Source organism: Microbulbifer elongatus, assembly GCF_021165935.1.
GTDB classification, from domain to species: domain Bacteria; phylum Pseudomonadota; class Gammaproteobacteria; order Pseudomonadales; family Cellvibrionaceae; genus Microbulbifer; species Microbulbifer elongatus.
The window spans coordinates 3,618,906-3,633,928 of sequence record NZ_CP088953.1 but is presented as its reverse complement, the minus strand read 5'-3'; the positions used below and the strand labels follow the sequence as shown (position 1 = coordinate 3,633,928).

Annotated in this window: 10 protein-coding genes and 1 pseudogene; 8 read left to right on the top strand and 3 right to left on the bottom strand. The window is 56.9% G+C overall.

Annotated features, from left to right (window positions below):
• Nucleotides 1-19 precede the first annotated feature (19 nt).
• Nucleotides 20-382: a DUF4212 domain-containing protein gene (locus LRR79_RS15020; RefSeq protein WP_407665216.1), complete on the top strand. Its 363-nt coding sequence runs from the start codon at nt 20-22 to the stop codon at nt 380-382.
• Between the two features lie 3 nt (nt 383-385).
• A pseudogene (locus LRR79_RS15015) lies at nt 386-2,085 on the top strand (sodium:solute symporter family protein).
• A 94-nt stretch (nt 2,086-2,179) separates the two neighbouring features.
• Here the strand turns inward: LRR79_RS15015 and LRR79_RS15010 are convergent.
• From LRR79_RS15010 to LRR79_RS15000, 3 genes are all read right to left on the bottom strand, one after another.
• Nucleotides 2,180-2,698 (bottom strand): GNAT family N-acetyltransferase, encoded by a 519-nt coding sequence (locus LRR79_RS15010; protein ID WP_231757986.1) that lies wholly within the window; start codon nt 2,696-2,698, stop codon nt 2,180-2,182.
• Between the two features lie 83 nt (nt 2,699-2,781).
• Nucleotides 2,782-4,770: a BCCT family transporter gene (locus LRR79_RS15005; RefSeq protein ID WP_231757985.1), complete on the bottom strand. Its 1,989-nt coding sequence runs from the start codon at nt 4,768-4,770 to the stop codon at nt 2,782-2,784.
• Between the two features lie 62 nt (nt 4,771-4,832).
• Nucleotides 4,833-6,824 carry a BCCT family transporter gene (locus LRR79_RS15000; RefSeq protein WP_231757984.1) on the bottom strand — a complete coding sequence of 664 codons (1,992 nt, stop codon included), beginning with the start codon at nt 6,822-6,824 and terminating at the stop codon, nt 4,833-4,835.
• 159 nt (nt 6,825-6,983) lie between these two features.
• On the opposite strand from LRR79_RS15000, the gene arfB reads away from it, so the two are divergent.
• The 6 genes from arfB (at nt 6,984) to LRR79_RS14970 (ending at nt 15,019) form a co-directional block, all read left to right on the top strand.
• Entirely contained in the window at nt 6,984-7,352 is a 369-nt protein-coding gene (gene arfB, locus LRR79_RS14995) for an alternative ribosome rescue aminoacyl-tRNA hydrolase ArfB (protein ID WP_456085662.1), read from the top strand.
• A gap of 37 nt (nt 7,353-7,389) precedes the next feature.
• Nucleotides 7,390-8,448 (top strand): Ldh family oxidoreductase, encoded by a 1,059-nt coding sequence (locus tag LRR79_RS14990; RefSeq protein ID WP_231757982.1) that lies wholly within the window; start codon nt 7,390-7,392, stop codon nt 8,446-8,448.
• 180 nt (nt 8,449-8,628) lie between these two features.
• On the top strand, nt 8,629-11,229 hold the full coding sequence (locus LRR79_RS14985) for a TonB-dependent receptor (RefSeq protein ID WP_231757981.1): 2,601 nt from the start codon (nt 8,629-8,631) through the stop codon (nt 11,227-11,229).
• 75 nt (nt 11,230-11,304) lie between these two features.
• A complete protein-coding gene (locus LRR79_RS14980; RefSeq protein WP_231757980.1) occupies nt 11,305-12,231 on the top strand; it encodes a hypothetical protein in 927 nt (308 codons plus the stop codon).
• A gap of 137 nt (nt 12,232-12,368) precedes the next feature.
• Complete coding sequence (locus tag LRR79_RS14975; RefSeq protein ID WP_231757979.1) at nt 12,369-13,820, top strand: amidase; 1,452 nt, start codon at nt 12,369-12,371, stop codon at nt 13,818-13,820.
• On the top strand, nt 13,820-15,019 hold the full coding sequence (locus tag LRR79_RS14970) for a pyridoxal phosphate-dependent aminotransferase (protein WP_231757978.1): 1,200 nt from the start codon (nt 13,820-13,822) through the stop codon (nt 15,017-15,019). Before LRR79_RS14975 ends, LRR79_RS14970 begins: the two co-directional genes overlap by 1 nt.
• Nucleotides 15,020-15,023 lie beyond the last annotated feature (4 nt).

Sequence of the window (15,023 nt, the reverse complement as noted above, 5' to 3'; positions counted from 1 at the left end):
ATAAAGTGGAGTGAAAACGATGAGTTTCGAGAGTAAACAGAAGGCCAGTGATTACTGGCGGGAGAACCTCAAGCTGATGTTCAGCTTGCTGGTGGTGTGGTTTGTGGTGTCTTTCGGCTGCGGCATTCTGTTCGTGGACGAGCTGAACCAGATCCGCATGGGCGGTTTTAAGCTCGGTTTCTGGTTTGCCCAGCAGGGCGCCATCTACATGTTCCTGGTGCTGATCTTTGTCTACGTCTACAAAATGAATCAGCTGGATAAAAAGTACGGCGTCTACGAAGACGACGAACCTGCCGAGCAGACGAATACCGCCGCTGCACCCGAAGTGCAACAATCCCATGCACAGCAATCCCAAGCACAACAGCTGCAGGGAGGTCACTAAATCATGGACGTACAGAGCCTTACTTTTCTGATTGTCGGTGCGACCTTCGTTCTCTATATCGGCATCGCGCTGTGGGCCCGTGCCGGCTCCACCAACGACTTTTACGTCGCCGGCGGCGGCGTACACCCGGTGGCCAACGGCATGGCCACCGCGGCGGACTGGATGTCGGCGGCCTCGTTTATTTCCATGGCCGGCCTGATTTCCTTTATGGGTTACGACGGCGCGGTGTACCTGCTGGGCTGGACCGGGGGCTACGTGCTACTGGCACTGTGCCTCGCACCTTACCTGCGCAAGTTCGGTAAATTTACCGTGCCGGACTTTATCGGTGATCGCTACTACTCCCAGGCCGCACGGACCGTGGCTGTAGTCTGTGCCATCTTCGTGTGCTTTACCTATGTGGCCGGGCAGATGCGCGGTGTCGGTGTGGTGTTTTCCCGCTTCCTGGAAGTGGATATTGCCACTGGTGTCATTATCGGTATGGGGGTGGTGTTCTTCTACGCGGTGCTCGGCGGTATGAAAGGCATTACCTATACCCAGGTTGCCCAGTACTGTTGCTGATCTTTGCCTACATGGTGCCGGCGATTTTTATCTCCATCATGATGACCGGACACCCCCTGCCGCAAACCGGCTTCGGTGGCATGCTGTCGGACGGCACCTACCTGCTGGATAAACTCGACGGACTCTCCGCAGAACTCGGCTTTGCCGAATACACTTCCGGTACCAAAAGCACCATCGATGTCTTCTTTATCACTGCCGCACTGATGGTGGGAACCGCCGGTCTTCCCCATGTCATCGTGCGCTTCTTTACTGTGCCGAAAGTGCGCGACGCGCGGAAGTCCGCCGGTTGGGCACTGCTGTTTATAGCCCTGCTGTACACCACCGCACCGGCCATCGCCTCCTTCGCGCGGGTGAACATGATCGACACCATCAACGGCCCGGATGGACAGGGCACCGCCCACGCGGAAGCCCCCAGCTGGATTTCCAACTGGGAAGAAACCGGCTTGATCAAGTGGGAAGACAAAAATGCCGACGGCAAGATGTTCTACTCCGGGGATGAGCGCAATGAGATGAGCGTCGACCGCGACATCATGGTGCTGGCAAATCCGGAAATTGCCGATCTGCCCGCCTGGGTGATCGCCCTGGTAGCTGCCGGCGGTGTGGCCGCCGCACTGTCGACCTCTGCAGGCCTGCTGCTGGTGATCTCCACATCCATCTCCCACGACCTGCTGAAGCGCAATCTGATGCCCAATATCAGCGAGAAGAAGGAACTGCTCTACGCCCGCGGTGCCGCCGCCGTGGCCATCTGTATTGCCGGTTATCTGGGGATCAACCCGCCGGGCTTTGTGGCGCAGGTGGTCGCCTTTGCCTTCGGGCTCGCGGCATCGTCCTTCTTCCCGGCGATCATCATGGGGATCTTCTCCAAGCGGATGAACAAGGAAGGCGCCATCGCCGGTATGGTCTCCGGTATCCTGTTTACCGCCGCTTACATCTGCTACTTCAAGTTTATCAACCCGGCGGCCAACTCTCCGGATAACTGGTGGTTTGGTATCTCCCCGGAGGGCATTGGCACCCTGGGGATGATCATCAACTTCGCGGTGGCCATCGGGGTGGCAAAAGTGACCCGGCAGGCGCCCCAGGATGTACAGGAAATGGTGGAGAGTATTCGTTTCCCGCAGGGGGCAGGTCAGGCCAGCGCGCACTGAATTTGCAATCGACTAAATGTGTAACCAGTAAAAAAGCGAGCTTCGGCTCGCTTTTTTATTTCAGGACGGGACTGGGAGGGACACGGGAGAGCGTTCAGCTCGACTGATTCCATCCCATCAGTAATAGCTGCTCATCGCTACCGGGCAAGGTGACCGGCCTTTCTTTCTCAAGGCCAAGTTTCTCTAGCAGGTGAATGGAACGCTGGTTGTCCGGTGAGGCAATGGCGACGATGCGCTTTAATGCCAGCTGCTGTTTCCCCCAGTCCATTACCGCCGTGGCGGATTCCCTTGCAAATCCCTGGCCGCGATACTGCGGCAGGAAGGCAAAGCCGATATCCACGTCATCGAGCCCGTTCCTGCGTAGCAATCCCGCCTGACCGATGGGCGTACCATCCTTCAGCTCCACAAGGTACATGCCAAAACCGTGACTCTGGTACATGGCAATGGGGCCTTGTAGCAGGTAATTGCGTGCATCCTCGAGGGAATGCACACCGCGGTCACCGATAAAACGGTGGAAATCCGGATCGTTGAGCAGTGTGAGGGTAAAGCGCGCGTCGTCGTCACTATCAGTGAGTCTGCGCAATTGCAGTCGTGGTGTGTGCAGTAAGTACATGGCCGGAATCATCCTGTGGATAACCCGGCCATTGTACTGGTATTGATTAGCCTGGTTTCAAGTAATCGTTGCAAACCCGCCGATTAACGCAGGGAGTGAAGGAACTGCAGATGCCGCTCGTACTGCGACAGGATGTCGGTCAACAGCTGGTCACTGGTCCAGCCCATCACATCGTAATCCTGGCCGCCCTCGCTCAAATGGACTTCCGCACGAAAATAGATGTCTGGTGAGCCGTCGTCGTGGTTATCGTCCAGCACCGTATCCGCATTGCTGGCATTGGGCTTCAGATGTGCTTTGGGGTAGATGCTGTAGAGAAAGTCCACTTCGTCACCCTGGTACACGGTGAGATGTACCACCGCGTTTTCGTCTTCCGTGACTTCGGCGACAAACCCGTTTTTTTGCATCTGTGCGGCGAATTTACGCAGGGCGGGCTCGGCTGTCTCGTGAATGTATTCGTGGACTTCCTGCAGGGAAGGCAGCTGTACCAGATTGCGCAGGCGGCGTTCCCAGGAGACCGGGTTTCGGGCACTGATCGGGGCCACCGGTGCGGATTGCGCATCCTTTTTGGCGGAGTCCATACGCAGTGCCTTGATGAGTCCGTAGATGGCCACCAACAGGATGATCGAGAAAGGCAGCGCACTGGCAATGGCAGCGGTTTGCAGTGACGCAAGCCCACCGGCGAGCAGCAGGGCAATCGCGACCACGCCGATAATGGCTGACCAGAAAATCCGCTGCCAGGCCGGGGTATCGTCACGCCCATGGGACGAGAGCATGTTCATCACCATGGCACCGGAGTCGGCGGAGGTGATGAAGAAGATGACCACCAAAATAATGGCGAGGCCGGACAGCGCCTGGGAGAACGGAAATTGCTCCAGGAACTGGAACAGTGCCAGCGACTGATCTTTCTGAATCATGTCTGCGAGAGACTGCAGGCCCTCGTCGCGGATCATCTTGATGGCGGAGTTGCCGAACACGGTCAGCCAGATGATGGTGATCAGTGTAGGCATCAGCAGCGTGCCCACAGCGAATTCCCGAATGGTGCGGCCGCGGGAAATACGCGCGATAAACAACCCGACAAAAGGTGACCAGCTCAGGCACCAGCCCCAGTAAAAAATCGTCCAGCCGCCGATCCAGTCGGTAGGTGCATAGGCATAGAGATTGAAGGTTCGGTTGACCGGCACCGACAGGTAGCTTCCCAGGTTCTGTACAAACGCCTGGAACAGAAACACGGTACTTCCGAGTACCAGAATGGTCAGGCATAGCAGGGCGGCCAGGCCCATATTCAGCTGTGACAGGCGTTTGATGCCCGCATCCAGTCCAACTACGACAGAGACGGTGGCAAGGGAGGTGGTGACGACGATCAGTATCACCTGAGTGACCTCACCGACAGGAATGCCGAACAGGTGATTCAGCCCGGAGTTCATCTGCAGTACACCAAACCCCAGGGTGGTGGCGACACCACACACGGTGCTCACAATGGCAAACACATCAATGGCATGGCCAATGGGACCGTGGATGCGCTCACCAATCATCGGATAGAGCGCGGAGCGCAGTGTCAGCGGCAGATTGTGGCGATAACTGAAGTAACCGAGAATCAGCGCCACGCCGGCAAAAATGGCCCACACGTGGAAACCCCAGTGGAAAATACTCAGGATCATGGCTTCGCGCGCGGCGGCGATGGTCCCGGGCTCCGCATCCGGCGGGTTCATATAGTGCATCACCGGCTCGGCGACACCGAAAAACAGCAGGCCGATGCCGATACCCGCAGAGAACAGCATGGCGAGCCAGGACCAGAAGCCGTATTCGGGTTTTTCGTGTTCGGGCCCGAGTTTGATGTCGCCGAGCCGCGACATACTGATGATGACCACGGTCACTAACAGTACCGCGACAATCAGCACATAGTACCAGCCCATATAAGTGACAATGCCACTTTGCATGCTCTGGAAGCGGGCGGTGGCATCTTCCGGAAAGAACACCGCGTACGCCACCAGGAGCAGGAGTAAGCCGGTGGCGGTGTAGAAAACCGGCGGATCAAACTTTGCTTTGCCGTCTTCGGTGGTATGCGATTGCATGGGTCTGACTCGGTCGGGAAATGTCGGGGTAAATCAATCTCTCAAGCAGTTTTCCCTGGCGGTTAACGCAGGGTGTGCAGAAACTGCAGGTGCCGCTCGTACTGGGTGACCATATCGGTGAGCAGCTGGTCCTTGGTCCACCCCATCACGTCGTAATCCTGGCCGCCCTCGTAGAGGTGTACCTCCGCGCGGAAATAGGTATCCGGTGAACCGTCATCGTAATCGTCGGCCAGCTCTTTATCCGGCTGGCTGGCGTCGGGCTTGAGTGTGGCCTTGGGGTAAATACCGTAAACGAATCCGGTTTCATCGCCCTGGCATACGGTCAGCTGAACCCATTGATTGTGTTTCTCGGTGACTTCGGTCTCGTAGCCATTTTTGCGCATCTCTTCGGCAAATTCTTCCAGCGCAGGCTTACCCACATCGCGAATATACTCGTGCACTTCGGCCAGGGAGGGCAATTTGAGCGCATTTTTCAGCCGCCGTTGCCACACTACCGGGTTGCGTGCGCTGATCGGTGCAACAATGGCAGACTGTGTGGTGCGTTTTACCGTGTCTGTGCGCAATGCCTTGACCAGACCGTACATGGCACACAGCAAAATGGCGGAAAAAGGCAGTGCACTGGCAATCACTGCGGTCTGGAGTGAGCCGAGACCGCCGGCGAGCAGCAGTGCAATGGCCACCACCCCGATCAAGGCGCACCAGAATATCCGTTGCCAGAGAGGCGTTTCATCTCTGCCGTGGGACGAGAGCATATTCACCACCAGGGCACCGGAATCCGCCGAGGTGACAAAGAAGACGATCACCATGATGACCGCGACAAAGGAGAAGACAGAAGAAAAGGGAAACTGCTCCAGAAACTGGAAAAGGGCCACCGACTGGTCTCTGGCAACGACTTCGCCTAACTGCGTCATTCCCTGATCGAGAATCATATGGATGGCGGAATTGCCAAAGAACGTCATCCATAACATGGTGACCAATGCCGGCACCAGCATGGCGCCAATCACAAACTCACGAATGGTACGCCCGCGGGAGATCCGTGCAATAAACAGGCCCACAAAGGGGGACCAGGACATCCACCAGCCCCAGTAGAGAATTGTCCAGCCTCCGAGCCAGTCGGTGGGCTCGTAGGCAAACAGGTTGAATGTTTTGCTGACGATTTCCGATACGTAACTTCCGAAGTTTTGCACGAACGCCTGCAGCAGGTATACCGTACTGCCCAGTAACAACACCATGATCAGAAGTATCGCGGCGAGGGTCATATTGAGCTGTGAAAGGCGCTTGATCCCTGCATCCAGCCCAAGCACTACCGAGACTGTGGCGAGAATGGTGGTAACCACAATCAATACGACCTGCACCGACTGTCCCACTGGTAGCCCGAACAGGTGATTGAGCCCGGAGTTGATCTGCAATACGCCGTAGCCGAGCGTAGTGGCGACACCGCACACGGTACCGACAATGGCGAACACATCCACGGCATGGCCGATGGGACCGTAGATACGTTCACCTATCAGCGGATACAGGGCGGAGCGCAGGGTGAGAGGGAGTTTGTGGCGATAGCTGAAGTAGGCGAGTATCAGGGCCACAATGGCGTAGATGGCCCAGGCGTGGAAGCCCCAGTGGAAAAAGGTCAGCACCATGGCTTCGCGGGCGGCAAATACGGTGCCGGTCTCCCCAACCGGTGGCTGCAGGTAGTGCATGACCGGCTCGGCCACGCCGAAAAACAGTAATCCTATCCCCATACCAGCGGAAAACAGCATGGCGAACCAGGAGGTAAAATCGTACTCGGGCTCCGCGTGCTCCGGCCCCATCTTTATTTCACCAAAGCGCGACATGGCGATGACAATGGTGCCAATCAGAATCACCGCCACCGTTAACACGTAGTACCAGCTCATATGCGTTACGATCCACGTCTGCATGGTTTTAAACGTGGATGTCGCGTGGTCGGGAGCCAGAACGGCATAGGCGACCATCATCAGCAGTACCGCAGTGGCCGAGTAAAATACCGGCGGGTTGAAGTGGGCCGGTTGTTTACTGTTGTCGGTGGTCTCAGGCATGCCGGTTCCTAACATGTGCTACCCCTGATAGAGGTATAAATTTGCGCCTTTTGCTCACAGCATAGACGAAAGTTAGCGTTATAAACACAGCTCATTATACTGCCCCTTAATATGTGGAAAATTTCTCAAAACCTGGAAATCCCTCTGGAAGAGGTCGATATGCACGCGATGCGATCCGGCGGTGCCGGTGGGCAAAACGTCAACAAGGTCTCCACCGCAATTCACCTGCGTTTCGATATTCGCGCTTCCAGTTTGCCTCCGGCAATCAAAGAGCGCCTGCTAGGCTTACGCGACCAGCGCATCACCGCCGATGGCGTTGTGGTGATCAAGGGGCAGAGATTCCGCACCCAGGAGAAAAACCGCGCGGATGTGCTGGAGCGGTTGGGCGAACTGATTGTCAGCGTCGCGAAAGTCCCGAAGAAGCGGGTCGCCACCAAGCCCACACGGGGATCCCGCGAGCGCCGTTTAAAGCAGAAGTCCCGCCGAGGGCAGATAAAATCCCTGCGGGGAAAAGTATCCGATCAATGATCGTCAACGCCGAAAAACGCCGATAAAAGGAGAATACATGTCCACCCGATACAACGCGCGTGACCTGAAACAGTTTGCCAGCGACCTGTTTGCCTCGACGGGCCTCGCCCGAGCACGTGCCGATGTGATGGCGGAAACTTTCCTGCAGGCCGATCTGATGGGATTTACCACCCATGGGCTGCACCGGGTAGCGAGTAATCTCAAGTGGTTGCAAAGCGGGGCCTCGCGCATCGAGGGAGAACCCAACGTGTTGTCGGATCGCGGTAATACCTTTAACTGGGATGCGGACTTTTTGCCGGGTCCCTGGATTGTCAATCAGGCCATTGATCAGGCTCTGGAGAGAATCCGAGAGCACGGTGTGGTGACGGCGACCATTCGCCGCAGCCAGCATATCGCCTGCCTGGCGGCGTATCTGCCGCGAATTGTGGAGCGCAATTGCGTGGGGATCCTCACCTGTTCCACCCCCGCGGAAGAGACGGTTTCTCCCCAGGGCTGTAAAACCCCACTGTTTTCCGCCAACCCCATCGCTTTCTGCGCACCGGCCGCGGATTACCCGTTACTGTTTGATATCAGTATGTCCGTCACCGCTGGTGGCTATGTGGCGCGCGCGGAGCGGGAAGGTGATACATTGCCGGAGAAATACCTCAAAGACCGCGATGGCAACCTCTCCGACGATCCGGCGGCATTTGCCGATGGCGGCAGCATACTGCCGGTGGGTGGTGCAGACCACGGTTATAAAGGTGCGGCCCTGTCCGCCATGCTGGAAGTGCTTACCATGGGGCTCGGTGGTTACGGTCGCGCCGATGAGGTGAAGGGAGACGATGAAGCCAATTCGGTATTCCTGCAGATCATTGACCCCAAGGCGTTTGGCAGTGAGCAGAACTTCCTTCGCCAGACTGCAGCGCTGACCCACTTGTGGGAGTCCTGCGCAACGGATGAGGGCGGTTCCGCCCGTGTACCCGGCAAGCGGGCCTGGGCGTTGCGGCGTGAGCAGATGGCACAGGGCGTCTCTCTTTATCCCACCATCGAAGAAGACCTGCAGCAGCTCTCCAGAGAATACGCCATTCCCATGCCGGCCGTGATGGGTGACGGATAATCGTTTTCCGGTAAATGGCTGGTAAACCCCGGATTGCCGGGCACGCTGGTCATCTACTGTTCATTGACCGGTCATTTTAGTGGCACCTTAGTGTCATTTTGCCCCCGTATTGTGCTGTCAACTACACGGCGGGGCCAAGAGATCCCGTCGACTTCTCAACGACACTCTCTGGGGGCAATCATGGCGTCTTTGCGTCACCTATTTCCTGTATCGACTCTCACCCTGGCAGTCCTTGCCAGCACCAATATCGCCAGCGCACAGGATGCCGCGGCGACAACGGCAGCGACCGCGCTCGAAGAAGTGGCGGTCACCGGTCAGCGTTTGTCCCGTACGCGGGCACTGGATATCAAGCGTGACATGTCGGTGGTGATGGACGCCCTGGCGACCGACGACCTTGGCCGCCTGCCGGACAAGAACGCGGCGGAATCCCTGAATCGCCTGCCCGGTGTCTCCATTCTTATTGAAAAAGGTGAAGGTCGCTTCGCGTCGATTCGCGGTATCAAACCGGACTGGAACCGGGTGAACGTCAATGGCTTTGTCACCGGATCCCCGGAAAAAGATGGCAGCGGTCGCTCCATGCCGTTGGACCTTCTCGGTGGTGAGTTGTTGCAGCGCGTGGAAGTGTATAAGGCGAAGACCGCGGACATGGACGGTGAGGGCATCGGCGGCGCCATCAATATCGTGACCAAGCGCCCCCTGGAAGGCGACGAATTCAATGCAACCGCAAACGTGCGCATGGGATTGGAAGAGGCGGATCAGGAAAATCCGTATTACGACGGTAAAAATCCTCAGAACTTCGACCTGGCCGTCTCCGGAAAAATCCGCGAAAACCTGGGCTGGAACCTGGGCGCCTCCTCAACCGAACGGGAGTATCTGGCGCAGGGTATCTATCAGGACGACTGGGCCGAAGTGGATGGCCTGATGTTCCCGGAGCAGACCAAAAACAACTACTACGTGATCGGACGCGACCGCGTCACCCTGATCGGTGGCCTGGAATACCGCCTCAATGACACCACCGATATTCTCGCTCAGGGCTTTTACAGTGAATTCGAAGAGTTCCAGCACCGCAATCGCTTCCGTCAGGGTATTGAGCAGGATGCGGACCTGATCGACCGTGTAGAGGGCGATAGGGTGTATATGGCCGAGGGCGGCACCTATATCCGCGCGGACCTGCGTCGTGAGGATGTGGAGAAAACCCTGGCCAACTTCAGTCTCGCGGGCAATACGGATCTGGACCTGTGGAAACTGGATTACGGTGTCAACCTGAGCCGCAGCGAGCTGCACGAAACCAACTCGGACTGGTCTTTCCGTCAGGATGATTCTGTGGTGATGGGCCCGGACAGTTTTGTCGTTAACGGCGATGGCGTTGTCGAGATCAATCCAGGCGCGGCGGTGCACAACGTGGCCGAGAACCTGCGCTTTGACTCGGTCGGCTATCAGAATGATCGTGCAGAGCAGGACATCCAGAGTGCGCGTTTCGACGTGGAGCGTTTGTACGACGTTGCTGGAGCCGAGTCGAGCGTGAAATTCGGCCTGAAGGTGACCGCCAATGAAAAGCACTTTGATTTCGGCAATCGGGATTACGGTGTGATCCGCGATTCGCTGAGCAATTATCCGGTGACCGATGGCAGCTTCCAGAACGATGTCAATGGCATGCGCCAGGACAATCTCTGGTTTGATCTCGACGCATTGAATGCGCTGTATGTCAGCAACCCGGGCCTGTTTGATGCCGACAGCGGCAATGTCGCTGCCCAGCTGGGGAGCGACCGCACTGTGGAAGAGACCACCTCTGCGGCCTATGTGATGAATACCCTGCGTTTCGATCGCCTGGATGTGATTGCGGGCCTGCGCTACGAGCAGACCGATCTTGCCTCCAGTGCCTCGCAACAGGACGCGGAAGGCAATTACTCCACCGTGTCGATCGAGGGTGACAGTGATGTGCTGCTGCCGTCACTGGTGGCCAAATATCTGATCCGGGATGACCTGATCGCCCGCGCATCTTTCACTACCAGCCTCGGGCGCCCGGATTATGCCGACCTCAGCGCCAGCTCCCAGTTTGGATTCAACGACGACGGGGACGCGGTGCTGTCCATCGGCAATCCGGACCTGTTGCCCTATGAGGCGGATAACTACGACCTTTCCATGGAGTGGTACCCCAGTGAGTCCAGCGTGATCTCCCTGGCCTGGTTCCACAAGGACATCGATAACATTATCGTCAGTGACGAGCAGGTAATTGACGGCGGGGTGTATCTGGGCAGTGACTACGGTGTGGAAGAATTAACCGTGCGCACCGTCAAGAACGCGGATACCGCAGAGATTACCGGCTATGAATTCAATCTCCAGCATCAGTTGGTCAATCTGCCTGCGCCGTTCAACGGATTGGGGGCCAGTTACTCCTATACGGATATCGATGCGACCTTCTTTGACAGCAACCTGGGGGTAAATCGCAAGCTGGAAGGGCAGCCGGAGGAAATTCAAAGCTTTACCCTCTTTTTTGAAAACTACGGTTTCTATGCCGGGCTTACCTACAACTACAACGCCTCTTTCCTGACGGATCTCAACAGCCTGGAAAACGTGGCGGACGATATTGAACAGGGTGAGTTTGGACGCTGGGATTTCCGTGCCTCCTATGCGGCCACGGACAACTTCTCGGTCTACCTGGATATCAATAACCTGAACAACGAACCCACCACCGAATTCCAGGGTGGCGATGCGCGTATGAATACCGAGTACGAGTATGTTGGCTCCACCTATTATCTGGGTGCCACTTACGCCTTCTGACGTATTCGACCGATGAATGGGCTCTCCTCTGGGAGGGCCTTTTTTATTTCTGCATTCTGAGAGGAAAAGGTTGGCATGAAATTGGCAGAGTATTTTACAGGGTTGAGAAGCAACGCCAGATTTAAACGTACCACGCAGCTGCTGCTGTTATGGGTCGTCGCATTACCGATTGCGGCGGATGAGCGCTTGCGTGCGACCACCCTGCAGACATTCGATACCTTCGATGCGAGGCAGGGAATTGCGGTAGATAAACAGTTTTTTTATGCGGTGAATAATTTCCGCATTACCAAGCATCGCAGGTCCGATGGCGCACCGGTGCTGCAGTGGGATGGTATCAGCGAGCAGGGCCCTCTCATCCATATGGATAGTGGCATGGTATGGGAAGGCAAGCTCTACGCATCGCACTCCAATTACCCGGTCTGGCCCATGACCAGTTCAGTGGAAGTGTGGGATACCAACACCATGGAGCATGTGGCCACGCACAGCTTCGGTATAGGTCTCGGCTCATTTACCTGGCTGGATCGCTATAACGGTCACTGGTGGGGCGCCTTCGGAAATTACGACAAGGTACAGAAAGGGCAGGAGCGCCCTTATGGCCAGACCGTACGCACACAGGTGGTGAAAATGGATGACAGGTTTCAGGTGCTGGCGCGCTGGACCCTGCCGGAAAAGGTCCTCGAGCGCATCGCGCCGATGAGCAATTCCGGTGGCAGCTGGGGGCCGGATGGCTATCTGTATCTTACCGGTCACGACCACCCTGAAATTTATGTTATGCAGATTCCGGCCCATGGATCGGAACTGCGCTGGGTCGCTACGATTGATGCGCCGGAAATACACGGGCAGGGAATTGCCTGGGATCGCAGTAGTGACCAGCGAGAGATCTGGGGTATCCGCAAACGGGATCGAAAGGTGTTCCGTATGCAGGTCCCACAAGTGACGGCGCCGGACAATGCTGCCATTGTCAGTCGGGTACGGGGTCCTGGTCAGTTCAAGCGGGATTGAGCGGCTGTATCGGGGCGGGTTGTTCGACGTGTATTTTGCCGAAACGGCGCCGTTTAGGTCTACATTTGGGGGACGCGTCATAAAAAGACCGTATCCCAATCGTTTTAGGCGAATATACAACACGGAGAATAGCGCCGATGACCGAGTTCCTTCGACTGACTGCACTGGAATTGATCAAGGGGTACAAGGACAAACAATTCTCTCCGGTTGAAGCAACCCAGGCCATGTTAGCGCAGATCGAGCGGTGTAATCCGGTGGTGAACGCCTACAACCTGGTGGACGAAGAAACCACGCTGGCATTCGCGCGGGAGTCCGAGCAGCGGTATCAGGACGGAAACCCGAAAGGTTTACTCGATGGTGTTCCCGTTGCCATCAAGGATGTTTTCCTCACGCCCCAATGGCCCACCATCAAGGGGTCCAAAACCATCGACCCGAAATCCACCCTGGGCAAGGAAGCGCCCAGCGTGGCGGCGTTAAATCGCAACGGCGCCGTGCCCCTGGGGAAAACCACCACACCGGAATTTGGCTGGAAAGGGGTGACCGACAACCCGGTGGACGGGGTTACCCGCAACCCCTGGAATCCGGATAAGACCGCCGGAGGCTCCAGTGGTGGCAGTGCCGCGGCAGTGCCGTTGGGCATGGGGCCTCTGGCACTGGGCACGGATGCCGGTGGTTCGATTCGTATTCCCGCGGGCTTCAGTGGGCTCGTGGGTCTCAAACCGAGTTTTGGGGAAGTGCCACACTGGCCCGCAAGTCCTTTCGGAACACTCGCCCATGCGGGTCCCATGACCTGGACGGTCGCGGATTGTGCATTGATGATGAATGTACTTTCGGAAGCGGACTGTCGGGATATCAATGCCATTCCCCGCCGCAATATCGATTATCTGGCAGCCCTGGAAGGGGAGCCTCAGGATCTGTTGCGTGGGCTGCATATCGCGTTCAGCGCGACCCTGGGCTATGTGCAGGTAGACCGCGAAGTGGAGGAGAGTGTACGTGCAGCGGCCAAGCTGCTGCAGTCCCTGGGGGCTGAAGTCACCGAGGTGGCCCCCGGTTTCGATGATCCGCTGGCGGCATTTGGCCACCTGTTTTACGGCGGTGCGGCCAACGCGTTACGCAATATCAGTAAAAAGCAGCGCGCGCTGATGGATCCACAGTTGGTTGCGGTATCGGAAAAAGCGGCGCAGCTGTCCATGCTGGACTACCTGGAAGCAATGAACGAGCGCGCCGCCCTGTGTGAGCGCATGGCGGCTTTCCACAAAAAGTACGACCTGTTGTTGACGCCGACCCTGCCGATTACGGCGTTTACCGCCGGTCGCGAAGTCCCGGAAGATTGGCCCAGCACCCGCTGGCCTTCCTGGACCCCCTTTACTTACCCGTTCAACATGACCGGACAACCGGGAATTTCTGTGCCCTGTGGCTTCGATAGTGGCGGTCTGCCCATCGGTTTACAGCTGGTCGGCGCCCGTTTTGATGATCGCACTGTACTGCGGGCCGCGCAGGCCTATCAGCTGGCAGCGCCATTGACCGACAAGCGCCCGGCTCTTTTTTACGATCGCTCGGAAGAAGAGGTTGGCGAGGGGGTTGGCTAATGAGTCGTGTGGATTTTGATTTTTACGAGTCGGAAGATCCGGTCTGGAACCCGGCACTGCTGACGATTCCGGTGCCGGGTATTCGGAAGATGGTCAATATGGCTGCCTCCATGGAGGACGTGATCCATCTTTCCATCGGTCAGCCGGATGCGCCAACCCCACCCCATGTGGTGCAGTCCACGGTGGACGCACTCAATGCAGGTCAGACCGGTTACACCATGGATGCCGGTCTGCCGGAGTTGTTGGATGCGCTGGCGGAATATTACGGTGAACGTTCCGGACGCCCGATCAGCCCGGAGAATATTCTGATCACCACTGGCGCCACCGAGGCGATTTATCTGGCGTTGACCGCGGTATCTGCTCCGGGCCGTGAATTTATCGTGCCCGATCCCTCATTTATGTTGTATGCACCACTGATTCGCATGAATGGCGGGGAAGTAAAATACATTCCCACACGGGCGGAAAACAATCACCAGCTGGATCCGCAGGAAGTGATTGATGCGATCGACACCAATACCCATGCGATCATCCTGAACTCCCCCAGTAATCCCACCGGTACGGTTTATCCACGGGAAACCGTGGAGACCATTGTGCAGGAAGCGGCCTACCGTGGAATTTATGTAATCAGTGATGAGGTCTACGATCACCTGATTTATGACGACAGGGACTACGCCAGCGTCCTGTCCTGTTGCTCGGATCTGGACCATGTGATGGTGATGAGCAGCTTTTCCAAAACCTTCAGCATGGCGGGCATGCGCGTGGGCTGGTTGATTGCCAGTCAGGGCGCGATTCGCAAACTGCGCCGCTATCACATGTTTACCACCACGGTTGCGAACACGCCCTGCCAGTGGGGCGGTGTTGCTGCACTGAAAGGCGACCGAAGCTTTGTCAAGGATACAGTGAACACCTACAAAAAGCGGCGCAATCGTCTGGTGGAACTGGTGGATGAAACCCCATTTTTAGAAGGCTACGTACCGGAAGGCGCCTTCTATATGTTTCCCGCACTGCCGGAAGGCGTAAACGGAAACAATGTGGCCCTGCGGCTGCTGCGGGAAACCGGTGTCTGCACCATTGCCGGCGATACCTTTGGCGAGAGCTGTCGCAATGCCCTGCGCTTCAGTTATGCCACATCCATTGAAAATATCGAGCGCGCTTTTGAGCGGATTATTCCGTGGATGGAAAAGCAGGACTTTGGTTGACCGG

Excerpts from the sequence above, each read along its gene's own strand:
- LRR79_RS15020 (WP_407665216.1), top strand. The coding sequence starts at position 20 with ATGAGTTTCGAGAGTAAACAGAAGGCCAGTGATTACTGGCGGGAGAAC.
- LRR79_RS15010 (WP_231757986.1), bottom strand. The coding sequence starts at position 2,698 with ATGTACTTACTGCACACACCACGACTGCAATTGCGCAGACTCACTGAT.
- LRR79_RS15005 (WP_231757985.1), bottom strand. The coding sequence starts at position 4,770 with ATGCAATCGCATACCACCGAAGACGGCAAAGCAAAGTTTGATCCGCCG.
- LRR79_RS15000 (WP_231757984.1), bottom strand. The coding sequence starts at position 6,824 with ATGCCTGAGACCACCGACAACAGTAAACAACCGGCCCACTTCAACCCG.
- arfB (WP_456085662.1), top strand. The coding sequence starts at position 6,984 with ATGCACGCGATGCGATCCGGCGGTGCCGGTGGGCAAAACGTCAACAAG.
- LRR79_RS14990 (WP_231757982.1), top strand. The coding sequence starts at position 7,390 with ATGTCCACCCGATACAACGCGCGTGACCTGAAACAGTTTGCCAGCGAC.
- LRR79_RS14985 (WP_231757981.1), top strand. The coding sequence starts at position 8,629 with ATGGCGTCTTTGCGTCACCTATTTCCTGTATCGACTCTCACCCTGGCA.
- LRR79_RS14980 (WP_231757980.1), top strand. The coding sequence starts at position 11,305 with ATGAAATTGGCAGAGTATTTTACAGGGTTGAGAAGCAACGCCAGATTT.
- LRR79_RS14975 (WP_231757979.1), top strand. The coding sequence starts at position 12,369 with ATGACCGAGTTCCTTCGACTGACTGCACTGGAATTGATCAAGGGGTAC.
- LRR79_RS14970 (WP_231757978.1), top strand. The coding sequence starts at position 13,820 with ATGAGTCGTGTGGATTTTGATTTTTACGAGTCGGAAGATCCGGTCTGG.